At 67.5% G+C, this 22881-nt stretch carries 26 protein-coding genes; 15 read left to right on the forward strand and 11 right to left on the reverse strand.

Annotated features, from left to right (window positions below; all coding sequences use genetic code 11):
• Nucleotides 1-236 precede the first annotated feature (236 nt).
• The 5 genes from J2X70_RS19615 (at nucleotide 237) to J2X70_RS19635 (ending at nucleotide 4967) form a co-directional block, all read left to right on the forward strand.
• Nucleotides 237-686: a DUF2147 domain-containing protein gene (locus J2X70_RS19615; RefSeq protein ID WP_025879086.1), complete on the forward strand. Its 450-nt coding sequence runs from the start codon at nucleotides 237-239 to the stop codon at nucleotides 684-686.
• Between the two features lie 102 nt (nucleotides 687-788).
• On the forward strand, nucleotides 789-2861 hold the full coding sequence (gene metG / locus J2X70_RS19620; protein ID WP_309911789.1) for a methionine--tRNA ligase: 2073 nt from the start codon (nucleotides 789-791) through the stop codon (nucleotides 2859-2861).
• A 76-nt stretch (nucleotides 2862-2937) separates the two neighbouring features.
• Nucleotides 2938-3528, forward strand: coding sequence for an HAD family hydrolase (locus J2X70_RS19625; protein ID WP_025879084.1), 591 nt, complete (start codon nucleotides 2938-2940; stop codon nucleotides 3526-3528).
• A gap of 24 nt (nucleotides 3529-3552) precedes the next feature.
• Nucleotides 3553-3966, forward strand: coding sequence for an Rnf electron transport complex subunit RnfB (gene rnfB, locus J2X70_RS19630; RefSeq protein ID WP_032952130.1), 414 nt, complete (start codon nucleotides 3553-3555; stop codon nucleotides 3964-3966).
• Between the two features lie 626 nt (nucleotides 3967-4592).
• Complete coding sequence (locus tag J2X70_RS19635) at nucleotides 4593-4967, forward strand: hypothetical protein (RefSeq protein ID WP_033831714.1); 375 nt, start codon at nucleotides 4593-4595, stop codon at nucleotides 4965-4967.
• Nucleotides 4968-5050: 83 nt separating this feature from the next.
• Here J2X70_RS19635 and J2X70_RS19640 read toward each other — a convergent pair whose 3' ends face one another.
• Nucleotides 5051-5398: a RidA family protein gene (locus J2X70_RS19640; RefSeq protein WP_025879081.1), complete on the reverse strand. Its 348-nt coding sequence runs from the start codon at nucleotides 5396-5398 to the stop codon at nucleotides 5051-5053.
• A 192-nt stretch (nucleotides 5399-5590) separates the two neighbouring features.
• On the opposite strand from J2X70_RS19640, the gene mprF reads away from it, so the two are divergent.
• Entirely contained in the window at nucleotides 5591-8155 is a 2565-nt protein-coding gene (gene mprF / locus J2X70_RS19645) for a bifunctional lysylphosphatidylglycerol flippase/synthetase MprF (protein WP_309911792.1), read from the forward strand.
• A 94-nt stretch (nucleotides 8156-8249) separates the two neighbouring features.
• Here mprF and J2X70_RS19650 read toward each other — a convergent pair whose 3' ends face one another.
• From J2X70_RS19650 to J2X70_RS19665, 4 genes are all read right to left on the reverse strand, one after another.
• Nucleotides 8250-9584 (reverse strand): AcvB/VirJ family lysyl-phosphatidylglycerol hydrolase, encoded by a 1335-nt coding sequence (locus J2X70_RS19650; RefSeq protein WP_309911794.1) that lies wholly within the window; start codon nucleotides 9582-9584, stop codon nucleotides 8250-8252.
• 96 nt (nucleotides 9585-9680) lie between these two features.
• Nucleotides 9681-10298: a DUF998 domain-containing protein gene (locus tag J2X70_RS19655; RefSeq protein WP_049467943.1), complete on the reverse strand. Its 618-nt coding sequence runs from the start codon at nucleotides 10296-10298 to the stop codon at nucleotides 9681-9683.
• Entirely contained in the window at nucleotides 10295-10474 is a 180-nt protein-coding gene (locus J2X70_RS19660; protein WP_033832209.1) for an oxidoreductase-like domain-containing protein, read from the reverse strand. Before J2X70_RS19660 ends, J2X70_RS19655 begins: the two co-directional genes overlap by 4 nt.
• 49 nt (nucleotides 10475-10523) lie before the next feature.
• Nucleotides 10524-11126, reverse strand: a complete 603-nt coding sequence (locus J2X70_RS19665; RefSeq protein ID WP_059064768.1) for a hypothetical protein — start codon at nucleotides 11124-11126, stop codon at nucleotides 10524-10526.
• Between the two features lie 229 nt (nucleotides 11127-11355).
• Here J2X70_RS19665 and J2X70_RS19670 point away from each other — a divergent pair, with 229 nt between their 5' ends.
• The gene (locus tag J2X70_RS19670; RefSeq protein ID WP_309911799.1) at nucleotides 11356-12513 is read left to right on the forward strand and encodes a transglutaminase domain-containing protein; all 1158 of its coding nucleotides are present in this window, start codon (nucleotides 11356-11358) and stop codon (nucleotides 12511-12513) included.
• A 7-nt stretch (nucleotides 12514-12520) separates the two neighbouring features.
• On the opposite strand, the gene J2X70_RS19675 is transcribed toward J2X70_RS19670, so the two are convergent.
• Complete coding sequence (locus tag J2X70_RS19675) at nucleotides 12521-12856, reverse strand: zinc ribbon domain-containing protein YjdM (protein WP_025879075.1); 336 nt, start codon at nucleotides 12854-12856, stop codon at nucleotides 12521-12523.
• Nucleotides 12857-13036: 180 nt separating this feature from the next.
• Between J2X70_RS19675 and J2X70_RS19680 the strand changes: the two genes are divergently transcribed.
• The 3 genes from J2X70_RS19680 (at nucleotide 13037) to J2X70_RS19690 (ending at nucleotide 15116) form a co-directional block, all read left to right on the forward strand.
• Nucleotides 13037-14398 (forward strand): Hsp70 family protein, encoded by a 1362-nt coding sequence (locus tag J2X70_RS19680; protein WP_025879074.1) that lies wholly within the window; start codon nucleotides 13037-13039, stop codon nucleotides 14396-14398.
• Nucleotides 14399-14628: 230 nt separating this feature from the next.
• Nucleotides 14629-14922, forward strand: coding sequence for a YkgJ family cysteine cluster protein (locus J2X70_RS19685; protein ID WP_222391115.1), 294 nt, complete (start codon nucleotides 14629-14631; stop codon nucleotides 14920-14922).
• 11 nt (nucleotides 14923-14933) lie between these two features.
• Nucleotides 14934-15116: a hypothetical protein gene (locus J2X70_RS19690; protein ID WP_025879072.1), complete on the forward strand. Its 183-nt coding sequence runs from the start codon at nucleotides 14934-14936 to the stop codon at nucleotides 15114-15116.
• 49 nt (nucleotides 15117-15165) lie between these two features.
• Here the strand turns inward: J2X70_RS19690 and J2X70_RS19695 are convergent, their stop codons facing one another.
• The 3 genes from J2X70_RS19695 to J2X70_RS19705 are packed head-to-tail and all read right to left on the reverse strand — an operon-like array spanning nucleotide 15166 to nucleotide 17156.
• Complete coding sequence (locus J2X70_RS19695; protein ID WP_263929646.1) at nucleotides 15166-16044, reverse strand: DUF4097 domain-containing protein; 879 nt, start codon at nucleotides 16042-16044, stop codon at nucleotides 15166-15168.
• Nucleotides 16045-16056: 12 nt separating this feature from the next.
• Nucleotides 16057-16581, reverse strand: a complete 525-nt coding sequence (locus J2X70_RS19700; protein WP_134832917.1) for a hypothetical protein — start codon at nucleotides 16579-16581, stop codon at nucleotides 16057-16059.
• Nucleotides 16578-17156: an RNA polymerase sigma factor gene (locus tag J2X70_RS19705; RefSeq protein ID WP_032977116.1), complete on the reverse strand. Its 579-nt coding sequence runs from the start codon at nucleotides 17154-17156 to the stop codon at nucleotides 16578-16580. Before J2X70_RS19705 ends, J2X70_RS19700 begins: the two co-directional genes overlap by 4 nt.
• A 126-nt stretch (nucleotides 17157-17282) precedes the next feature.
• Here J2X70_RS19705 and J2X70_RS19710 point away from each other — a divergent pair, with 126 nt between their 5' ends.
• Nucleotides 17283-17462: a hypothetical protein gene (locus J2X70_RS19710; protein WP_032977115.1), complete on the forward strand. Its 180-nt coding sequence runs from the start codon at nucleotides 17283-17285 to the stop codon at nucleotides 17460-17462.
• 35 nt (nucleotides 17463-17497) lie between these two features.
• A complete protein-coding gene (locus tag J2X70_RS19715) occupies nucleotides 17498-18091 on the forward strand; it encodes a mechanosensitive ion channel family protein (protein WP_025879067.1) in 594 nt (197 codons plus the stop codon).
• A gap of 561 nt (nucleotides 18092-18652) precedes the next feature.
• On the opposite strand, the gene J2X70_RS19720 is transcribed toward J2X70_RS19715, so the two are convergent.
• Nucleotides 18653-18919 carry a DksA/TraR family C4-type zinc finger protein gene (locus J2X70_RS19720; RefSeq protein ID WP_025879161.1) on the reverse strand — a complete coding sequence of 89 codons (267 nt, stop codon included), beginning with the start codon at nucleotides 18917-18919 and terminating at the stop codon, nucleotides 18653-18655.
• 106 nt (nucleotides 18920-19025) lie between these two features.
• Entirely contained in the window at nucleotides 19026-19583 is a 558-nt protein-coding gene (locus J2X70_RS19725; RefSeq protein ID WP_025879162.1) for a DUF2058 domain-containing protein, read from the reverse strand.
• A gap of 61 nt (nucleotides 19584-19644) precedes the next feature.
• Between J2X70_RS19725 and J2X70_RS19730 the strand changes: the two genes are divergently transcribed.
• The 3 genes from J2X70_RS19730 to J2X70_RS19740 all read left to right on the forward strand — a co-directional run bounded on the left by J2X70_RS19730 (nucleotide 19645) and on the right by J2X70_RS19740 (nucleotide 22878).
• Nucleotides 19645-20145, forward strand: coding sequence for a M48 family metallopeptidase (locus tag J2X70_RS19730; RefSeq protein WP_025879163.1), 501 nt, complete (start codon nucleotides 19645-19647; stop codon nucleotides 20143-20145).
• Nucleotides 20146-20191: 46 nt separating this feature from the next.
• Entirely contained in the window at nucleotides 20192-20890 is a 699-nt protein-coding gene (locus tag J2X70_RS19735; protein ID WP_025879164.1) for an RNA pseudouridine synthase, read from the forward strand.
• 419 nt (nucleotides 20891-21309) lie between these two features.
• On the forward strand, nucleotides 21310-22878 hold the full coding sequence (locus J2X70_RS19740; protein WP_263929645.1) for a phospholipase D family protein: 1569 nt from the start codon (nucleotides 21310-21312) through the stop codon (nucleotides 22876-22878).
• The last annotated feature ends 3 nt before the right edge of the window (nucleotides 22879-22881 follow it).

A 22881-nucleotide genomic window follows, 5' to 3' on the forward strand; every position in this document is an offset into this window, starting at 1 on the left:
TTGCGGGGGTGTCCGCGGCATGGATGCCGCGGCCAAGCCCCCAAGGACGGGTTTACGGCGTCCCCCGCAACCGGACCCACCCCGCCATCCCACGGAATGCACGCTGTTGCCGTTGCCGTTGCCGTAGCGGGTGCCGGGCGCAGCCCGGCCAAAGCCCCCCTTCCCCATACCCCGCCGAATGGGTATACAGTCGACCCGTACCGGCATCGTGCCGGAATGAACCCTGGGAGGGGACCATGCGCAAGACCTTCAAGACCCTGCTGCTGGCGCTGCCGCTGTGCCTGGCCGCGCTTTCCGCGCAGGCCGCCGACAGTGCCGCCGGCCGCTGGAAGACCATCGACGACAAGACCGGCAAGGTGAAGTCGATCGTCGAGATCAGCCAGGCCGCCAACGGCACGCTGTCCGGCAAGGTGGTCGAGATCCTGCACTCGGACAAGGGCCCGAACCCGGTCTGCGATGGTTGCGAGGGCGCCAACAAGAACAAGCCGGTGAAGGGCATGACCATTCTCTGGAACCTGAGCCAGGACAAGGGCACCACCAGCAAGTGGTCCGGTGGCACCATCCTCGACCCGGCCAACGGCAAGACCTATCGCTCGAAGATCGAGCTGCAGCCGGGTGGCGGCAAGCTGGACGTGTCCGGCTGCATCGCCTTCATCTGCCGCGCGCAGACCTGGGTCCGCGAGTAAGCGTCACGGCCCCGGCAATGCCCTGGTGACCCGGCTCCGGCCGGGTCACCGCGTTGCGGGCATGCGATAATCCCCGGTTCCCCCTGGCTGCACCCCGTGACCATGACCCGTACCGCGCTCGTCACCACCGCCCTGCCCTACGCCAACGGCCCGCTGCACCTGGGCCACCTGGTCGGCTACATCCAGGCTGACATCTGGGTGCGGGCGCGTCGAATGAGTGGCGGCAAGGCCTGGTTCGTGTGCGCCGACGACACCCACGGCACGCCGATCATGCTGGCTGCGGAAAAGGCCGGGGTCACCCCGGAAACCTTCATCGCCAACATCCAGGCCAGCCACGAGCGCGATTTCGCCGCCTTTGGCGTCGCCTTCGACCATTACGACTCGACCAACTCCGCCGCCAACAAGGCGCTGACCGAAGCGTTCTACCTGAAGCTGGAAGCGGCCGGCCACATCAGCCGCCGTTCGGTGGCGCAGTTCTACGACCCGGCCAAGGGCATGTTCCTGCCCGACCGCTACGTCAAGGGCATCTGCCCGAACTGCGGCAGCGCCGACCAGTACGGCGACAACTGCGAGGTCTGCGGCGCCACCTATGCGCCGACCGACCTGAAGGAGCCGCGCTCGGTGATCTCCGGGGCCACCCCGGAAATGCGCGATTCGGAGCACTTCTTCTTCGAGGTCGGCCATTTCGACGGCTTCCTGCGCGACTGGCTGGCCGGCGATGTCGCCCTGCCGGGCGTGAAGGCCAAGCTGGGTGAATGGCTCAACGCCGAAGGCGGCCTGCGTGCGTGGGACATCTCGCGCGATGCGCCGTACTTCGGTTTCGAGATTCCCGGCCAGCCGGGCAAGTACTTCTACGTCTGGCTGGACGCGCCGATCGGCTACCTGTCCAGCTTCCAGACCCTGTGCAGCAGGATCGGCGAGGACTTCGAAGCGCACCTGCGCGCGGGCACCAGCACCGAGCTGCATCATTTCCTCGGCAAGGACATCGTCAATTTCCATGGCCTGTTCTGGCCGGCGGTGCTGCACGGCACCGGCCACCGCGCGCCGACCCGCCTGCACGTCAACGGCTACCTGACCGTCGATGGCGCGAAGATGAGCAAGTCGCGCGGCACCTTCGTGATGGCGCGTACGTTCCTCGATGCCGGCCTGGAGCCGGAGGCACTGCGTTACTACTTCGCCGCCAAATCCGGTGGCGGCGTCGACGACCTCGACCTGAACCTGGGCGACTTCATCGCGCGCGTCAACGCCGATCTGGTCGGCAAGTTCGTCAACCTCGCCAGCCGCTGCGCCGGTTTCATCAGCAAGCGCTTCGATGGCCAGTTGGCCGCGCAGCTGCCCGACGCGGCGCAGTACCAGCGCTTCGTCGATGGCCTGGCGCCGATCCGTGAGGCGTACGAGCGCAACGACCCGGCCGCGGCAATCCGCCTGACCATGACCCTGGCCGACGAAGCCAACCGCTACATCGACGACGTCAAGCCATGGGTGATCGCCAAGCAGGAAGGCGCCGACGCGCAGCTGCAAGCGGTCTGCAGCCAGGGCCTGAACCTGTTCCGCGTACTGGTCACCGCCCTGAAGCCGGTGCTGCCGGCCACCGCCGCGCAGGCCGAGGCCTTCCTGGCCGCGCCGGTGAATGACTGGACCGAGCTGGCGCAGCCGCTGCTGGGCCACCGCATCACCGACTACACCCCGCTGTTCACCCGTATCGACCCGAAGAAGATTGACGCCATGATCGACGCCTCCAAGGACACCCTGACCACCGCCGCCCCCGCCGCCAAGGTTGAAGCAAGCAAGCCCGCCGCACCGGTGGTGGCCAAGGACGAAGCAAACAGCGCCGACGCGCCGGCCTACATCGGCATCGACGACTTCGCCAAGCTCGACCTGCGCATCGGCAAGGTGCTGATGTGCGAGTTCGTGGAAGGCTCGGACAAGCTGCTGCGTTTCGAACTGGATGCCGGCGACCTCGGCAAGCGCCAGATCTTCTCCGGCATCCGCGCCAGCTACGGCGAGCCGGAAGCGCTGGTCGGCCGCAGCGTGGTGTTCATCGCCAACCTGGCACCGCGCAAGATGCGCTTCGGCCTGAGCGAAGGCATGATCCTGTCGGCCGGTTTCGATGGCGGCGCGCTGGCGCTGCTGGACGCCGACAGCGGCGCGCAGCCGGGCATGCCGGTTCGTTGATGCAGTACGGGCGCGGCCCTGGCCGCGCCCGGTCATGAGCACCGCGAAGGGAGGTACCGTGATGGGAGATGCTGCGTTGGAACTGGCGCTGTTCGACTTCGACCACACTGTCACCACCTGCGACACCTATGGCCGCTTCCTGCGCCGGGTCGCCACCGCCGAACAGCTGGCACAGGCCTGGTGGAAAGTCGGCCCGTGGCTGCTGGCCTACAAGCTGAAACTGATCTCCGCCGAGCGCATCCGCGCACGGGTGACCCGGTTGACCTTCAGCGAGCGCCACGCCGATGACATCGAGACGCTGGCTGCGGGCTTCTCCCGCGAGTTCCTGCCCGATGTCGTGCGCCCGGAAATGCTGGAGCAGATCCGTTGGCACAAGGAGCAGCAGCACACCGTGGTGGTGGTGTCCGGTTCACTGGACCTGTACCTGCGGCCGTGGTGCGAACAACTGGGCCTGCAGCTGATCTGCAATCGACTGGAAAGCGAAAGCGGACGCCTGACCGGCCGCTACGCCGGTGGCGATTGTGGTCCGCGCAAGGTCGAGCACATCCGCCGCCAGTTCGACCTGTCACGTTACACACGCATCCATGCCTACGGTGACAGCGCGGAGGATCGCCCGATGCTGGCCCTGGCGCACGAGCGCTGGTACCGCGGCAAACCCCTGAAGTAACCCAACGCGCAGCCTTCGCCACGCATGAGCCTGATTCCGCCCCTGACCGAACGCCTGGACCGCTTGCTGCCGCAGACCCAATGCGGGCAATGCGGTTACGACGGCTGTCGCCCGTATGCGCAGGCGATGGCACGTGGCGAGGCAGGCGTGGATCGTTGTCCGCCCGGCGGCGATGCCGGTGCGCGGGCGTTGGCGCAGGTGCTGGGTGTGCCGGCGTTGCCGTTCGATCGCAGCCGGGGCGAGCACAAACCGCCGCAGGTGGCGTTGATCGTGGAGGCTGACTGCATCGGTTGCACCAAGTGCATACAGGCGTGCCCGGTGGATGCGATCGTCGGCGGGGCGAAGTACATGCACACGGTGATCGCCGATCTGTGCACGGGGTGCGAGTTGTGTATTCCACCGTGCCCGGTGGATTGCATCGAGCTGGTGTTGGTGTAGGTTTTTTTTTGCGACGCCGCGGCGTCGCGTTGCGCTGAGAGCAACAGCAACAGCAACGGCAACAGCTGGGAGCGTCGGCTGCCTGGGTTTGATGATCTGGGCGGGTGGGCGGGCAACTGCAATGCCATGGCTGGGATGTTGGTGGGTGCGGACCTTGGTCCGCACTATCTGTCCGATGTCATGAACCGTCGTCGCAATCGACCTTGCCTGCGCACGCTGGCGACTATCGAATCACGATGCATGTCGCAGATTGCTCGGTCTATCGCGACCGTGGCGCCACCTGCGTTCGAGGCGGCTTAACAGCATGCAAAAATGCCGGAAACCTCCTGACGTTGCGGGCATTGCAACTTGTCTGATTGGCATTCCGCTACGACGGGTTTACAGATGGTGAGCCGCCGAAAAAGGGTGGCCGGGTGTCGAAAACCCGCGACGCAAGATGTTGTTTACGCTTGCCAGCCGGCGTCACCTTGCGTGGCGCCGGCTGGCAATCCGTCTGCCGGTCATGGCGGGCGGAGCGTGGGGGCTTTCGGGTCCACCGGTTTCGTCTTGCGTCCCGGTTTTCGAGCCACGTCTCCGTCCGCCACCTTTGAGTGGCGGCTACCGTCTGTCCTGCACGGAGCCTTGCCATGAACGCATCGGATTTCCCCCATCTGCACGCCTACCTCGGCCCGGCAGACGCCGACGAGGACACGGAACCGTCGCCATCGCTTGATCCCACCACGCTGGTTGCGACCCTGCGGCGCATCGGTACCGGCGCCGCCGCTGACGGTCAGCCGTGGCCGGAGCGGCATCAACTTCCCAGCCGGTGCATGGCGCTGGCCGATGCCGATTGCGCGCTGGCCGGGCTGCGCGTAGTGCAGGAGGTCCTGCTGGCCGCCGAACGCACCCGGCAGAACGGCGCGCCGGAGGAGTACGTCGGCGACCGGGTCATGGAAGGCCTGATGCTGGCCTGCCTGGCCTTGTGCACGCAGGCAAGCACACGACTGCAGCCGCAGCTGTAACGGATGTTGCAGCGTCAGCTTCCCCGGCGAACGGGGTCAGATCCCTTTCCCGGAGGAAAAGGGATCTGACCCCTGTCCGGTCATTACGGCACTGCCGCCGTAACGATGATCTCGACCTTCCATTCGGCGTGCGCAAGCTTGGCTTCAACCGTGGCGCGGGCCGGGGTCGCGCCCTCCACCACCCACTCGTCCCACGCCTTGTTCATGCCCTCGAAATCGGCCATGTCGGCCAGGAAAATCTCCGCACGCAGCACGTGCTGGCGGTCACTGGCCACCAGCGCCAGCAGCTTGTCGATCTCGGCCAGCACCTGCCGGGTCTGGCCGGTGATGTCCTGGCTGGTGTCTTCCGGAATCTGGCCGGAAAGGTAGGCGACCTTGTTGTACACGGTCATCTCGGACATGCGCGGTCCGACGTCGTAACGCTCCATCATGGGCGTGGCTCCTGCGGGTGGTCTGGACTGCATTCTCACCCAGCCGGCGTTGGAAGTGTGTGCCCGGTGCGGCCACTGGATACCGCCACCACCAGCACAGCGGCAGTGCTGGTCAAACGGCGTGGACAGGCGCACGATGCGCCACGCCTGCGTTGACACCGCCCTCGCCCTTTCTGACGCACCCTTGCGCCGATGACCGCACCCACCGATTCCACTGCCTCCCCTTCCACACCGACCTGGAAGCGGGTCGTCACCATCGTCGTCCCGCTGCTGATCCTCGCGCTGGCCCTGCATGGGCTGGCCGGCGAATTCGACGAGCATGGCTACCGCGCCATCCGCCAGGCCTTCCGCGAGCTCAGCGCTGCGCAGATCGCGCTGACCGTGCTGCTCGGCCTGGCCAGCTACGCCTGCCTGATCGGCTTCGATGCGATCGGCCTGCGCCGCAGTGGTATCCGCGTGCACCCGGCACGGATCGGCATCACCGCCTTCCTCGCCCACACCCTGGGCCAGACCGTGGGCTTTGCCGCCCTCACCGGCGGCGCAGTGCGCCTGCGCGGCTACCGCAGTGCCGGCCTGGACCTGGCGCAGATCGGCCAGGTGGTGCTGATGAGCACGCTCGGCTTCATCTTCGGCGCGTGGCTGCTGATCGGCGTTGCGCTGTGCATGGAGCCGGCCGCTGCCGCGCTTGCGCTGCCGCTGGACCCCGGCGCGGTGCGCGTGGTCGGCATCGTCGCGCTGCTCGCCTATGCGACCACCTTCGTCCTGGTCGGCCGCAACGGTCGCCAGTTCCGCATCTTCGGCCATGGCCTGTGGCTGCCCGACCGGCGCACCATGCTCGGGGTCACCGTGTTGAGCGTGGTTGAACTGGTCCTGGCCAGTGCCGCGTTCTATGTGCTGCTGCCCGATTCCACGCCGACCGGCCTGCCCGGTTTCGTCGGCCTGTATCTGGTGGCCGTGCTGGCCGGCCTGGTGTCGACGGTACCGGCCGGCCTTGGCGTGTTCGAGTGGAGCCTGCTGAAGCTGCTGCCGCAGGTAGCGCCGGCTGCGGTGCTGGCGGCGGCATTGATCTACCGCGTCAGCTACTACGTGCTGCCGCTGCTGCTGGCGACTGTGCTGGCCCTGGCGCCCGCGCTGCGGCAGCCGCTGCAGGCCAGCGCAGGTGCCACCCGCGCCGGCTGGTACGCGCTGCGTCCGTGGTTGCCGCAGATCATCGCGCTGGCCGCCTTCAGTGTCGGTGCCGCGCTGGTCATCGACGGCACCCTGCCCACACCGCGACGGCACCTGATCAATGCCTCGCTGCCGATCCTGGAAACCTCGCACCTGATCGGCAGCCTGGCCGGCGTCGCCCTGCTGCTGATCGGCCAGGGCCTGGCCCGCCGCAGCCACGCGGCCTGGATGCTGGCGATGGCGATCTGCGTGATCGCACCGCTGCCGATCTGGCTGCGCGGTGGCCAACCGCTGATCGCCTTGTCGGCGTTGCTGGTGGCGATGGCGCTGTGGGCGGCACGTCGCGAGTTCTATCGCCAGGGCGCGCTGCTGGACGAAGCCTGGTCGTGGCCATGGCTGCGCAACCTCGGCCTGGTGCTGGTGGCGGTGACGTGGCTGCTGTTCTTCACTTACAGCCACGTCGAATACCAGAACGAGCTGTGGTGGCAGTTCGCCGTGTCCGGCAATGCGCCGCGCGCGCTGCGTGCACTGCTGCTGGTGGCGATGGCGCTGGTGATGTTCGGCCTGGCGCGGCTGCTGCACAGCACGCGCAGCCCGCTGCCGCCTGCCGACGACGCAACCCTGCAGGCGCTGGCACCGGTGCTGGCCGGCGCCACCGACACCCAGGCCTGCCTGGTGCTGACTGCCGACAAGGCGGTGCTGCGCGATGAGCAGCACAAGGGCTTTGTGATGATGCAGCGCTACGGCGGCTCGCTGATCGCGATGGGCGATCCGGTCGGGCCACCGGAGGTGGCGCGCGCACTGATCTGGCGCTTCCGCGAAGAAGCCGACCGGCTTGGACTGCGCCCGGTGTTCTACCAGGTGGGTGAGGCGTATTGGCAGACCTATCTCGATCTCGGCCTGGGCCTGGTCAAGCTGGGCGAAGAGGCCATGGTGCCGCTGCACGATTTCGGTCTGGAAGGCCGCGAGCGTGCCGACCTGCGGCAAGCCTGGAACCGCGGCAAGCGCGGAGGGCTGTCGTTCCGCGTAGCACCGGCGGAAGAGATCCCTGCCCTGCTGCCACGCCTGCATGCGATTTCCAACGCTTGGCTGGAGGACAAGTCAGGCGACGAGAAGGGCTTCTCGCTGGGCAGCTACGACCCGGACTATCTCGTGCGTTTCCCGATCGCCCTGGTCGAAGCTGAAGGTCGGATCGTGGCCTTTGCCAACCTGTGGCAGGCACCGGCGGGCGCCGAACTGTCGGTGGATCTGATGCGTCATGTCAGCGATGCACCGAAGGGCACGATGGATTTCCTGTTCATCGAGTTGTTCCTGTGGGGCCGCGCGCAGGGCTATGCACGGTTCTCGCTGGGCATGGCACCGCTGTCCGGCCTGGCCCAGCACCGCCTGGCCGGTCGCTGGAGCCGCCTGGCCGGCCTGCTCGCACGACACGGCGAGCGCTTCTATGGCTTCAGCGGCCTGCGCAGGTTCAAGTCGAAGTTCGATCCGCAGTGGCGACCGCGCTACCTGGCCGCGCCCGGCGGCATGCATCTGCCCGCCGCCCTGCTGGATGCCACACGGCTGATCTCGCTGGACCCGCGACGCAACTGACGCCCCGATCCGCCGGGCATGGCCCGGCGCTACCTGATGGATCGTCCGCACGGGTAGCGCCGGGCCATGCCCGGCGGTGGTCCCATGAGGCCGATTACGCGCCGCCCTTGAGGATCACCTCGGCCAGGCGATCGTAGTCACCGCCGAAGTGATGGTCACCGGGCAACTTGACCTTGTGCACGCCGTCGTTGCCCGGCAGATCGGGGCACAGCGCATCCTCGTCCTTGTCGCCGTACACGCACAGGGTCCTGGCCGCCGGCAGCTTCGCCACTTCCGGCGCGATCGGCAGGCCGCCGCCACCGCCGCCCAGCCAGTTGCTAACATGGAATTCAAAGTCGGCATTCCTGCCCACCGACAGCAGCACGATGCGTTCGAGGCCGGCGCGGGTGCCTGCATCAAGCTGGTTGATGGTGGCCGGCAGCACGTCGGCGCCCTGCGAGAAACCGATCAGCATCACCTTGTCGCGCTGCCATTGCTGGCGGTAGTGGCCGATGATCTTCTGCAGATCGACAGCGAATCCCTGCGGCGTGCGTTCGCTCCAGAAATAACGCAGCGAATCGATGCCAACCACCGCCACGCCATGTTCGGCCAGGGCGCCGGCCACGTCCTTGTCCAGGCCGGCCCAGCCGCCATCGCCGGAAACAAACACCGCCAGGGTGTCACCGCCGCCCTGCGCCGGCACTTCCACTACCGGCAGCCCCTTCAGGGCATCCGGCGGCGGTGCCAGCGCGACCCCGGCCTGTGCGCCGATCACCCGCGCGGCGGCCACCAGCCCCGGTGTCGCATCGCCAGCGGCGGTGCGCTTGAATTCACGCGCCATTGCAACCTGCTGCACGAACGGTCCAGCGCTGTTGGTCGAACACCCCGGCGCGCCGGCCGCGTTCAACCACGGGAAATTCAGTTCGCTGGGCTGCAGGCGGTCGTGCTTCACGCCATCACCGCAGACCATGCGCTCGTGCACATGTGCCGGGCAGAATCCCGAGGTCAGCAGGCCGGCAAAGACCTGGGTGTCGGCCTGCGCTGCCAGCGCATAGGCCAGTTCGGCGCCTTCGCCGCTGCCGCCGACCAACGGCAGGTGATACCCCGGCAGATGCAGGAACGCCTGTACCCAACGCGAGAAATTCTCGACATCGCCCGCGCCGAACGCGCAGCTGCTGTTGCCTTCGCGCTTGAGCACGCCACGCAGGTGGGCCACATCCACCGATGCGACCAGTGCACCATCGGCGCGCAGCGCTTCAATCGGCATGCGGCTGTCATCGGCATCGGTGCCGTCATGGAACCAGATCACCACCCGTTGCGGTGCCCCGGCCGGAACATGCACCGGCACCTGATCGAAACGTCCATGGCTGACCTGCTGCACTGACGCCACCGCTGGCACCGCCGCCAGCGCCAACACCAGTCCCATCGCCCTGCCCAGCCCTGCACGCATCGTTTCGCATCCCGTTGGAATGCGCACACGATACGCCGCTGCTGCGTGCACGGCACGTACCGGTACAGGCGCCCTGCAATCGGGCAGGTGGTTGATTCAGCGGGTGCCGGCGGCACGCCCGCGGCGATACAGCGCCAGCGCCAACCACAGCAGCCAGCCGACGATCACCGCGATCACCAGCTTCTGCCCCAACCCACGCGGTGGGCCACCGCGCCACAGCACGTGTACCCACAGCAGCACGAAGGCCAGCCAGGCCCAGCCCCACAACAGCGCCGCACTGCCCCGCCAGCCTGGCTCGCGGCGCAGGTACCAGGCCTGCAGCAGCATGCCGACGCTGGCGCACAGGAAGGCGGTATTGGCGGCCAGGCCGTGGATCAACGGCGCCAGCAACGGCGTTGCCGCAGGAAGCCAGCTGTCACCGATGGCGACGGTCGCCAGGCCTACGGCGGCAACGCAGAACAACAACGGTGCCGCAGCGCTGCGCCGCGGCCCCACGCTGTGCCGATACAACGCGATACCGAGCACGGCGATGGCCAGTGCCAGCAGGCAGTAGGCGCTGCGTAGCGCCAGGCCCCACGGCCCATGCAGGTACAGGCTCAAGGTGGCCTTCACCCAATCCAGATCGGCCCGCGCGAACTGCGTCCACAACGCGGTCGCCACGAACAACAGCAGTGCCACCAGCGCCAGCGTCGCGGCCGGACGCGCCCGCGTCATGGGCCAGCGTCCGGATGCCGTGCCAGCCACTCAGCCAGCGCCTTGCGATAACGCTGCAACTCCTCGGCGTACAGGTCGAGCACGCACAACGGGCAGCCACTGCCGCAGCATTCGTTGGGGCCGGGTTCTTCCGGCGGCAGCGGACGGGGATCGGCAGGAGTATCGGAGACGGTCACGGCTGCAAACAACACCACGCAATGGCAGGTGGGTAGTGTAGCGGCGCGCTCAGGCGCCCAGTTGGCGGCGCAGGTTGGACCGCGCGGCGGCATCAAGCTGCTGGTCGAAAAAGTCGCTGAGGAAGATCCGCGGCGCGCGCAGCAGCCCCTGCAGGAAGCGGCGGCGTCCGGCGCGGTACAGGAAGCCCGGCACCACGCCTTTGTACTCTTCGGCCACGCCGCGGTCATACGCGGCAAACACCTCCTCGGGTGCCGCCAGGATCGCCATGTCGCAGTCGAGGAACAGCGCCGCTTCGGCATCGACATCGGCCGGGCCCAGCTCGCCATGGCGGGCGGTGAGCAGGATCAACTGCTCGACCCGGCCGGCATCGACCGATGCCAGCTCGGGCCAGTCCGCGATCGCCTGCAGGGCCAGCGCGGCCGACCTGGCCTCGTTGTCCTTGCGGCCGGCCTGGTAGATCGCATCGTGGTACAGCACTGCCAGATAAACCTCGGCCGGCTGCTGCCAGCCCGGACCCGCAGCCACCTCCTGGCAATGCTGCAGGACCGCGCGCACATGGCCGAAGTGGTGGTAGGCGCGCGGTGGCGTCGCATAGGCATCCTGCAGAGCCTGCCAATGCGCGGGAGCGAGAGTCAGCGGGGCGAAGTCCATGCAGGGATGATCCCGCCCTTGGCACCGCCGGGCAAGCTGGCTGTTTTTTCACCAGCCACTCACATCCCGTGCCGGGCGAGGGCGTAGGGCAGTTGTCCACAGGTTTGTCGCGTGCTGGTCCACACCGGCTGTGGACGAAGCGCAGCGCTGATCGCCGGTGGATGCGGACCGCCACATGCAGGTCTACACTGGCCGCAGGCGGGAGCGCCCGCCGCTGCCGGAAACCGTCATGCGCCGTCTTGCCGCCCGATGCTTTCTCCTGTCACTGGCTGCGCTCGGCGCGCCAGCCCTGTCCGCGCAGGATGCTCCAGCCGCTGCGCCCGCCATCCCGACCATCTCCACCGTAAAGGTCACCGCCGCCAGCGTGCCGACACCCGAACAGGTGCTCGCGATCCCGCCGGCGATGCGCGAGATGCTGCAGAAGCAGGTGATCAGCCGCAGCTACTCGCGCGACCAGCGCCTGCAGGCGCTGGTGGAGATGATCTTCAGCCAGCACGGCCTGGACCTGCAGTACGACGCCGATGCGACCTACACCGTCAGCGAGATCTGGCAGCACCAGCGCGCCAACTGCCTCGCCTTCACCCTGCTGTTCGTCACCCTCGCCCGTGAGGCCGGCATCCAGGCGCGGGTGCAGGAAGTCGGCCAGGTGGTGTCGTGGTACCAGGACCAGGACCAGGGCGTTGTCTACAACGTCGGGCACGTCAACGCCGGCGTGGATGTCGGTGGCCGCTACGGTACGGTCGACCTGGACCGCAACGTGCTGTACGACCGCCATGGGCCGCAACCGATTGGCCGCGAACGGGCGCTGGCGCACTACTACAACAACCGGGGCGCGGAGCAGCTGGCCGATGGCGACCTGAGCGGAGCACGTGCCTTCTTCGATGCCGCGCTGGCGCAGGACCCGGAGTTCGCCTCGACATGGAACAACATCGGCGTGCTCGACAACCGCCTGGGCGATGACCAAGCGGCCCGCACGGCGCTGGACACGGCATTGCGCCTGGACGGACGCCAGAGTGCAGCGCTGAACAACGCCAGTGCGCTCTATCGCAAGCTGGGCATGACGGCGCAGGCGGAAGCCATGCAGAAGAAGCTGCAGTCGGTGCAGCGCGAGGACCCGTTCGCGCAGTACATGCACGGTGCCCAGGCCGAACGCGCTGGCGACCTGGACAAGGCGATCACGTACTACCGGCGGGCGGTGCGCCTGTACGACACCGCGCACCAGTTCCACTTCGGCCTGGCGCGGGTGTATTTCCTGACGGGCCGGCTGCAGCGTGCGGACCGCGAACTGCTGCGGGCGCAGGAACTGGGCGGATCAATGCAGCAGGCACGCTACCAGGCCAAGCTGGACAGCCTGGCCCGCTGGCGGGCGCAGCAGGCCAAGCGCTGAGGCGCGATCAGGCCTTCTTGAGGAAGCAGGTCTTCAGCACCAGGCCCTTGATCTTGTCCGAGTTGCCCTCGATGTGCTCGGCATCGTCTTCGACCAGGCGGATGTTGCGGATCACGGTGCCCTGCTTGAGCGGGATTGAGGAGCCCTTGACCTTCAGGTCCTTGATCACGGTGACGGTGTCGCCGGTCTGCAGGGTATTGCCGTTGCTGTCACGCACGACCAGGGTCGAACCGGTACCTTCTTCGGCCGTCCACTCGAAGCCGCAGTCGGCGCAGATCCACAGCGCGCCATCGGCATAGGTGTTTTCCAGGGTGCACTGCGGGCAGGCGGGAACAGAAGACATTGCAAGTACCTCAAAATGAATCAACAGCAGCCATTGTAACCGCCCGGCCTTTTCATTCATTTTCCGACGTCGGTCCGGACCGGACCTCGCCCCACCCCGCCCGAGGCAGGCACTGGAACTTGCAGCGCGCGGCAAACTCCAGCAGAGTGCGCGGCCCCTGATCGTCCCCCGGACCTCCCCATGCGCCTCGGCATCGACTTCGGTACCAGCAACTCCGCCGCCGCCATCGTGCGTGATGGGAAGCTGCTGCCGATCCGCTTCGGCGAGGCCGAGCAGTTCCGCACCAGCGTGTACTTCCCCGGCGTGGTGCCCGACCCGGACGATTTCCAGCTCGACGCCGGGCAGGAACACGAACTGCAGCAGCTGATCGACAGCGCCGCCCGTGCAGCCCGCGCCGCTGGCCAGGAGCGCACGCCACAGGCCCTGCGCCGCGAGGCACTGCGCGCCCTGCGCCGGGAATGGATGGAGGCTCGCGCCGGAAAGGAGCGCAGCGCCAGCGACCTGCTGCAGAACGCCGTCTATGGCGACGACGCGCTGGAAGCGTATTTCGAGGAGCACGAAGGCAACCTCGTGCAGAGCCCGAAGTCCATGCTCGGCTACAACCTGCACCCACGCGCGCGGCAGACCATCACCGGCATTGCCGCGCACATCCTCGAACACATCCGCTTGACCGCCAGCGCCCAGCTCGGCCAGCCGCTGCGCAGCGCCCTGCTCGGCCGCCCGGTGCAGTTCCGCAGCTCGATCGGCGAGGCCGGCAACGACCAGGCCCTGGACATCCTGCGCGAAGCGGCCGGCCAGGCCGGCTTCGACCACATCGATTTCCTTGAAGAGCCTGCCGCCGCAGCGATGCATTACCACGCTGAAAGCCGCGATCGCCATCAGGCGGTGATCGTCGATATCGGCGGCGGCACCACCGATATCGCGCACGCCGAAGTGGGCGGCAGCCAGGCCCCGCGCATCCACCGTGCCTGGGGTATTGCCCGCGGCGGCACCGATATCGACCTGGCCCTGAGCCTGTCCGGCTACATGCCGCTGTTCGGCCGCGGCATCACCCGCGTGCCCACCCACCACTACGTGGAAGCGGCCACCGTGCAGGACATGACCCGCCAGCGCGAGTTCCGCCAGCACAACTACGACAACGTCGACGCGCCGTGGGGCGCGCGCCTGCAGGCGCTGCAGGACACCGGCAACACCGCCCGCCTGTACCGCGATGTCGAGCGCGCCAAGATCGCCCTCAGCGGTGCCAGCGAACACCGCAGCACGCTGGATTACATCGCCCGCGACCTGCACGTGGACAACAGCGCCGACGGCCTGGCCGCCGCCGCCCATGGTTACCTGAGCCAGATCCGCGAACTGCTGGCCCAGGTCCGCAGCGACATCGGCGGCGACCCTGACGCGGTGTTCCTGACCGGCGGCATGTCCCGCGCTGGCTACCTGCGGCAGGCCGCTGCCGAGGCGTTCCCGGGCGCCCGGATGGTGCACGGCGAGCCCTCGCTGGGGGTCGTCCAGGGCCTCGCGCTGGCGGCAGCCAGCCGGGATTAACAAAACGTTACGCGGTCTGAGCTACCCTTGGCCGGCTAGAAAACCGCTGCACCTTCCGCTGGCCTCGCCGGTGTGTGTACCCATGGTGCAGCCTGACCCGCCCAGCGGGTCTGGCGACCATGCCCTCTGGCTCGATCATGGTCCGCGTATTACCCGAGCCGCCATCGAGACCCGCTTTGGGCACCCGCCAGGCCCCTGTGGCCGTACAACCTGACGCTGAACCAGCACCCATCGACTGCCGCCGTTGTGACGCGGTCTGTTGCCGGTTGCCGGTCCTGCTGCAGCCCAGCGACCACGTGCCCGGCCAGTTCCTGTCGCGCGACGCTCACGGCCGTGCCGTGATGGCGCGCAACGAGGAAGGCTGGTGCGCGGCGATCGATCCGTATCACCTGCGCTGCACGATCTATTCGCAGCGCCCGGCGATCTGCCGCCAGTTTTCGATGGGCGGCGACGACTGCCGCCGCGAGCGGCAGGACTACCTGCGCCAGGCTGAATCCTGCGCGCTTTCCTCCCCTTCCACCTGACAGGAGCAACCATGCCCCGCAAGGCAAAGACCCCCGCGAAGGCCAGCAACAGCATCCGCAGCGAACGCAAGGGCGCATCCGCCAGCACCGTGGTCAACAGCGACTCGATCGCCTCCGACCTGGCCGCGTTCCGCAAGAGCGGTGGCAAGATTGAAGTTCTCGGTACCACCTGGGCGCTGAAGAAAGCCAGCTGACCCTCCCCCGACCGCGGCGGCGCTGCCGCCGCGGCCTGCCGGGCCGCGCTCAGCGGTCCAGGCGCACCTGCACACTACCCGAGTGCGACTGCACGCGGATATCGCCGTCGCCGCTGCCCAGCCGCGCATCCAGGCTGCTGCCCGGCCCATAGCGCGGCCGCTCTACCTTGCCGGCGTCGCTGTTGATCGACCCGCTGAAGCTGTTCACTGACAGCTGCGCCGACACCGTGCGCGGCAGGCGCAGGCTGACCGAGGCACTGACCGACTCGACGTTGATGCGCCCGCCTGGTGCCAGTGCCGTCGCCGACAGGTCGATGCCTCCGGATACCGTCTCCACCACCAGGCGCTGGATGCGACCGGCATCGACGCCTACCCGGCCAGACACCGTCTGCGCCCCGACCTCCCCGGAAACGCCCCCGCCAGCCTCGATCCGGCCGCTGACCGTGTTCACGTCCAGCCGCGGGGTCTGCAACCGCGCAGTGACATTGCCGCTGACCGTATTGAGCACGCTGTCGCCACTACGACCGGCGGCGGCAAGGTTGCCGCTGACAGTGTCGGCCTGCAGCCGCCGCACGTCCACGCCACTGATGTCCTGGTCGGCACTGACCGTGCTCAGCAGCAGCTCCACCGAGCGCGGCACGTTGAGGGTCAAGGTGGCGCCGCCATTGTTGCCGCGTCGCGGATACTCGATTTCCCAGCGCACCCGGTTGGCACTCTTTTCCTGGCGCAGCTGCAGGCCGTCGCTGAGCGTGCCGGTGAGCTGCACGTCATTGCGGTCCCAGCCGCGTACAGTCACCTTGCCAGCGACGTTGCTCAGTTCGATGCGGCCGCCTGCAGCAACATTGTGGCGTTCATCGACGCGTGTATCGGCCAGCGCCATGGCGGGCACCAGCAGCAGGGCCGCGCAGAGAGGGAAAAGGGTTCGCATCGGGGGGTCTCCTCAGGTTGTCAGACCGGAGGCGGCCTGGGCCGCCTGCCGGGTCAGTTCGAGCCGCAGCGCATAGGTCCGCTTGAGCTGTCCAAGCAGGTGCGGCGCACGCGGGTCCTGCGCCATCGCGGCGCGGATCTGTTCCGCGCTGCGATCCAGTTCATGCAGCGCGGGCTGCCACTCCGGCGCAGTGCCATCAGGCAGCGACGCCACTGCCTGCCGGTACTGTTCGGTCATCGCATCGGCCTGCAGCTGCAGGCCGCTGGGTGCAGGCAGCGACTCGGGCGCGTGCCGCCACGGCGCCACCGCGTAGAGCGCGAGGCTGGCTGCCAACGCCGCGCCAACCGGCAGCCACCAGCGTCGACGGGTGCGCAGTGGCAAGGCCACCACGTTGTCCAACGGCGCCTGCGCGGCAACCGGCTCGCGGGGTGGCAACCGCGCCGACAGGCGTTCCCAGCCATCGGCCGGTGCGCTGCGTTCCGCGGGAAGGGCGCGCAGGCGCGCCAGCAGGTCGTGATCGGGGTCGTGCGTACTCATGTCATGTCTCCCAGGCGCGCGCGCAGCAGGCCACGCGCGCGATGCAGCTGTGCTTTGGAACTGCCGACCGCCATCTGCAGCTGGCCGGCGATTTCATGGTGTTTCCAGCCTTCGATATCGTGCAGCACCAAGACCGCACGCGCGCGCGGCGGCAGGGTCGCCAACGCGCGTTCCAGGTCGCGTTCGGTGCCGGCGCAGCCGTCATGCACCGCCATCTCCGGCAGCCCACCGTCCACGTCGTCCAGGCTGTCGTGGTCATGCCCGGCGGCACGACCGCGCAGTTCCATCAGCGCGGCGTTCACTCCCAACCGATGCAGCCAGGTCGACAGGCTGCTCTCGAAACGGAAGCCGGGCAGTGCCTTCCATGCCTGCAGGAACGCTTCCTGCAATGCATCCTCGGCACGCGCCTGCTGCCCGCCACACAGCCGCCACAGGGTGGCAAACACCCGCGGCGCATGCTGCCGATACAGCTGTTCATAGGCAGCGGTATCGCCGGCCGCCGCTGCACGTACCAAGGCGGTTTCGTCGACGACGTCGTTGGCGGCAGGCGGCGCGGGCATGGTGGTGTCGAGCATATCCGTTGGATGCGGCCTGCCGGAAAAAGGTTTAGATCTTCCGGAGCGCTTTTCGGTTGCAACCTTTTCGCGCCTGGCTGCATCCATCACAGGTCCCCCGCAGGCCTGCCCGGCCAGGAGCCTCCCATGTCCAGCCCTTCCTGCGCCGCCCTGCTGGCGATCGCGGCCTGCATGCTGCTGCAGGCGTTCGACGTTTCCCTGCACTGGCGTGCCGAAAGCGGCCGCGCCTGCCTGCAGCAGCACAAACAGGACCTTGTCTGCCTTGCCTGGGCACAGGCGGTCGAAACGTCGACACGCGCCGGGTAACATCAAGCCCCGTTTCCGTCACACGTTGTCACCCCATGATGTTGTCGCTGAAGGACCACCTGCCCGCCTGGACCCACCCCTGGCTGCATGACATCGGGATCGCCCTGCAGATCCTGATCACCCTGCTCGCCGCCTGGCTGCTACGGGTGCTGGCGCGGCGCCTGATCCGCCGCTTCGCCGACCATTACACGCTGCCGCCGGAAATGGTGATGGGCGCGCGCCGGATCACCAGCTTCGTGGTCTATTTCAGCGCGGTGCTGTACATCCTCAGCCTGCTCGGTGCATCGCCCTCGGTGCTGTGGACGGCCTTCACCGGTTTCGCTGCGGTGGGCGCGGTGGCGTTCTTCGCGGCCTGGAGCGTGCTGTCCAACATCTTCTGCACGCTGCTGATCTTCACCACGCGACCGTTCCGCCTGCATGACTACATCGAAGTGCTGGAGAACGGCGAAAAGCCCGGGCTGAAGGGCCGGGTAATCGACGTGAACCTGATCTACACCACGCTGCAGGAAACCGGCAACGGCCACGAGGGCACGGTGCTGCAGCTGCCGAACAACCTGTTCTTCCAGCGCACGGTGCGGCGCTGGCGCGACCCGACGCAGGCGCCCGGCGGCATCCAGGGCGACGGCTGAGGGGATTGTTCGGCAGGGCTGCGCCCTGCACCCGCAGAGGCCTTCAAACCAAGGCAACGTCAACGTCAACGTCAAAAGCCGGCATTCCGTGGGATGGCGGGGCACAGTGGGTGTGCGGGGACGCCGTGAATCCATCCCTGGAGGCTTGGTCGCGGCATCCATGCCGCTCACACCCCGCAAACCCACAGCGCCCCGCCTTCGACAATTCCCGGCTGCTGTTGGTAGGTGTCGACCTTGGTCGACACGTAGATCCACGCCATGCGTGGATGCTCTTCGATCCAATATCGAAATATTGATTTCCATCGAAATTCATCCACACGTGGCGTGGATCCATGACAGATCGCGGGAACCTGTCGAAGGCGGGGTGGGTCCGGTTGCGGGAGTGTCCGCGGCATGGATGCCGCGGCCAAGCCCCCATGGATGGGTTTACGGCGTCTCCCGCAACCGGGCCCACCCCGCCATCCCACGGAATGCCGCTCTTGCTCTTGCTGTTGCTCTCAAGGTTGCCGGCCAGCGGCCGGCACTACCGCGGGTGCAGGGCCCAGCCCTGTCGAACACCCTTCACCGCAGTTGGCTGTCCTTGCTGCCCCGGCGGTTGTAGCCACTCTGCGCCTGTTCCTCTTCGTCGTGCGCCTGCTGACAGTTCACGCACAGCCGTACGCCAGGCACTGCCTGACGCCGCGCCAAGGGAATCGGCGCGTCGCATTCCTCACAGTGTTCCAGACCCGGGCCCTGGCGCAGCTGGCGCCGCGCGCGGGCAATCGCATCGTCGACGGTGGCGTCGATCTGGTCCTGGACCGCGCCATCTCCGGCCCAACCGGTAGCCATGGCCATCCTCCGCAGGTGTGTCGCCTGATATGGGGACAATACACCCCGCCGCAATCGGTAGCGCCGGGCCATGCCCGGCGGACGCTGCGGCCGGTTCAGCGCCGCCTTACCAGACCAGGTCGTCGGGGACCTGGAACTGTGCGTAGTAGGCGTCGTCCTCGGCGTTGCCTGTGGAGATCTCGGCGCTGGAGCCGGGCGTGCCATGGTCGACGATGATGGCTTCCGGGGCGCGTTCACGCACCTTCTCCGCTGCCGCGCGTGGCAGCACCGCGTAGCCATCGCCATGGGCCACAATGACCAGCACGCCCACCGACAACGCCTTGCGCAGCTTGGTATCGATCAACAGGGTGCGGATCACTGCGCCATCGCTGAAGCGGTACTCGTCCTCGCCTTTGTGCGGCACGGCGTGGGCGCTGATGATCTGCTTGGCCTGCGCCTTGCGCTCAGCCTGCTTGGCCTGCGCGTTGCGCTCGGCAGCCAGCGCACGGTCACGCTCGATCTTCTCGGCGCGCGCGCGTTCAGCTTCACGCTGGACCTCCGCCGACGTCGACTCGGCCTTGCCCTGGCGGGCCTTGGCCTGTTCACGCGCGGCGGCGCTGGCCTGCGACTTCTTGGCCAGGCCGGCCTTGAGCAATTGTTCCTGCAGCGCGTTGGGCTTTGCCATGGTCGATACGTACCGCGTGTAATCTGGATGCCCCATTCTACCGACGCGCCGACGCCCCTGCATGGCTGTCCTGAAGTACCTCACCGGCTACCCCGAACCCCTGGTCGCCCAAGTCAGCGATCTGCTGGCACAGGGCAAGCTCGGCCCCTGGCTGCAGCAGCGCTACCCCGACCCGCATGAGGTGCGCAGCGACCGCCAGCTGTACGACTACACCCAGGACATGAAGGACCGCTACCTGCGCAAGTCGGTGCCGCTCAACAAGGTCTGCTACGACAACACGCTGGAGGTCATCAAGCATGCCTTGGGCACCCACACCGCCATTTCCCGTGTACACGGCGGCCGGCTCAAGGCCAGCCGCGAGATCCGCATCGCCACCGTGTTCCGGCAGGCGCCAGCCGCCTTCCTGCGCATGATCGTGGTGCACGAGCTGGCCCATCTGAGGGAGGCCGACCACAACAAGGCCTTCTACCAGCTGTGCCAGCACATGGAGCCGGATTACCTGCAGCTGGAGTTCGATACCCGCCTGTACCTGACCGAGCTGGCCAACCGCGGCCAGCGCTGAGCCGGCGTAGCGGCTACACTGCGCGCCCCCTGCCCGACCTTTCGCCATGGAACCGACCCGACTCGACAAACGCCTGTCCGCCCTGCTCGGCATCCCGCGCGGTGAAGCGCGGCGCTATATCGAGGGCGGCTGGGTCAGCGTCGATGGCGAAGTGGTGGAACAGCCGCAGCGCCCGGTTGACGAGAGCGCCAGCATCGTGGTGGCCGAGCAGGCCAGCGACAGCAAGGCCGAGCGCGCCAGCATGCTGCTGCACAAACCGGCGGGCGTGCCAGCCGATGCCCTGTGCGCGCTGATCCGCACCGAGACCCGCAGCGAACTGGATGCCAGCGACATCCGTCCGCTGCAACGGCATTTCCACGGCCTGCAGCTGGCATCCTCGCTGCCGGCCGACGACAACGGGCTGGTGGTGGTCAGCCAGGATCCGGCGGTGCTCGCGCACCTGCAGCGCAACCTGGGCCGCACCGAACAGGAATACCTGGTCGAAGTGGCTGAAGGCGGCCCGGAACGTGGCCCGTGGCTGATGGCCCGGCTGCAGCATGAAGCAGGTGGCCCGAAGGTCAGCTGGCAGAGCGAGCAGCGCCTGCGTTTTGCAGGCAAGGGACTGACCGCGAAGGGACTGAGGACTGCGGTGACGGCTGCCGGCCTGCAGGTGGTGGCCGTACGCCGCCTGCGCATCGGCCGGGTGGCACTGGGCCCGCTGGCCGTGGGCCAGTGGCGCTATCTGGGCAGCGACGAGCGGTTCTGAGTCACGGCGCTTCATCCACGCATGGCGTGGATCTACCGGTGGCAGTTCATCCACGCGTGGCGTGGATCTACCGGTGGCAGTTCATCCACGCATGGCGTGGATCTACCGGTGGCGCTTCATCCACGCATGGCGTGGATCTACCGGTGGTAGTTCATCCACGCATGGCGTGGATCTACCGGTGGCAGTTCATCCACGCATGGCGTGGATCTACCGGTGGTAGTTCATCCACGCATGGCGTGGATCTACCAGTGACAGTTCATCCACGCGTGGCGTGGATCTACCGGTGGCAGTTCATCCACGCATGGCGTGGATCTACCGGTGACAGTTCATCCACGCGTGGCGTGGATCTACCGGTGACAGTTCATCCACGCGTGGCGTGGGTCTACCTCCATGCGTAGCCAGGATCTACCATCGGGGTCATGAGTGTGCGCAAACCCCTATGGCGACGCCTGCTGCGCGTGGCCGCGATCATCATCGCCGCCCTGCTTCTGCTGGTGCTGTCCGGCCTGCTGCTGGCCGACCACCTGGCCCCGCAGGCGCGCGGCGAAGCGTCGCAGGTACTGCCGCTGCAACCTGCGCAGACGCCCATCGATCGGCAGATGATGCCCCTGCAGGCCGCCCATCCCGGCCAGTCGGGCGTAGCCTTCCTCAGCGATGGCATGGATGCGTTCGCTGCCCGCGCGATGGTCACCGAGCACGCCGGCCGCAGCCTGGACCTGCAGTACTATATCTGGCACGACGACCTGATCGGCCACTTGATGGCCAAGGCGCTGTACGACGCTGCCGAACGTGGCGTGCGCGTGCGCATCCTGCTTGATGACATGAATGCCAAGGACAAGGATGCGCTGATGATGGCGCTCGATGCGCATCCCAACATCGAGCTTCGCCTGTACAACCCGTTCCGCAACCGCAGTGGCTTGGCCCGCACGCTGGAGCTGGTGCAACGCGCCTTCAGCGTGAACCACCGCATGCACAACAAGAGCTGGATCGCCGATGGCCGCATTGCAATCGTGGGTGGCCGCAACATCGGCGAGGAATATTTCAGCGCGCGCAGCGACGTGAATTTCCAGGACCTGGACCTGGTGGTAGCCGGCCCGGCCGTGCAGCAGGCCAACCAGATCTTCGACGACTACTGGAACAGCGACGCGGCGATTCCGATCTCGGCGCTGGCAACCTATACCGATGCACAGCTGCGCCAGCTGGTGCGCCAGTCCGATCTGGACGCGCTGCATGCGCAGGCCCAACCGTACCTGCAGCGCGTGGCCGAGTCGCGCCAGCGCCAGCGTGCCAGCCCGGAGCCGCTGCACTGGAGCAGGCAGGTACGGATCGTGTCCGATCCACCGATGAAGCACCACGACGATGCACACGACGACTGGCTGGTCACCGAGCTGGTCCAACAGCTGCAGTCGACGCGCTACAAGGCACTGTTGATCTCGCCGTACTTCGTCCCCGGCAGCGAAGGGCTGGACGGCCTTTCGGCGATGGCCGGCCGCGGCGCCCAGGTCGGCGTGGTGACCAACTCGCTGGCGGCCAATGATGTTGCTGCCGTGCACGGTGGCTACATGGGCTACCGGGTGCCGCTGCTGAAGGCCGGCGTACAGCTGTACGAACTGAAGGCGAACGGCCAGGCCGGTGACGGCAGCCTGTTCGGCAGCAGCGGCGCCAGCCTGCACACCAAGGCATTGCTGGTCGACGACCGGCGCGGATTCGTCGGATCGTTCAACCTCGATCCGCGTTCGGCCTATCTCAACACCGAGATGGGCGTGCTGTTCGACGACCCGGTGCTGGGCGCACAGCTGCGCGCGGAATACCTGCGCCTGGCCAGCCCGGAACACAGCTGGTGGCTTGCGCTCGGCGCTGATGATGAGCTGCGCTGGCTGCAGCGCGAGCCGCCGCCGCACTGGGTCGATGCCGAGCCCGGCAGCAGCCTCGGCAAACGCTGGACGGCACGGGTGATCAGCTGGTTGCCGCTGGAATCCCAGCTGTAACGA

The sequence above is a fragment of the Stenotrophomonas sp. 1337 genome, assembly GCF_031455455.1.
In the GTDB taxonomy this organism is placed as follows: Bacteria; Pseudomonadota; Gammaproteobacteria; order Xanthomonadales; family Xanthomonadaceae; genus Stenotrophomonas; species Stenotrophomonas indicatrix.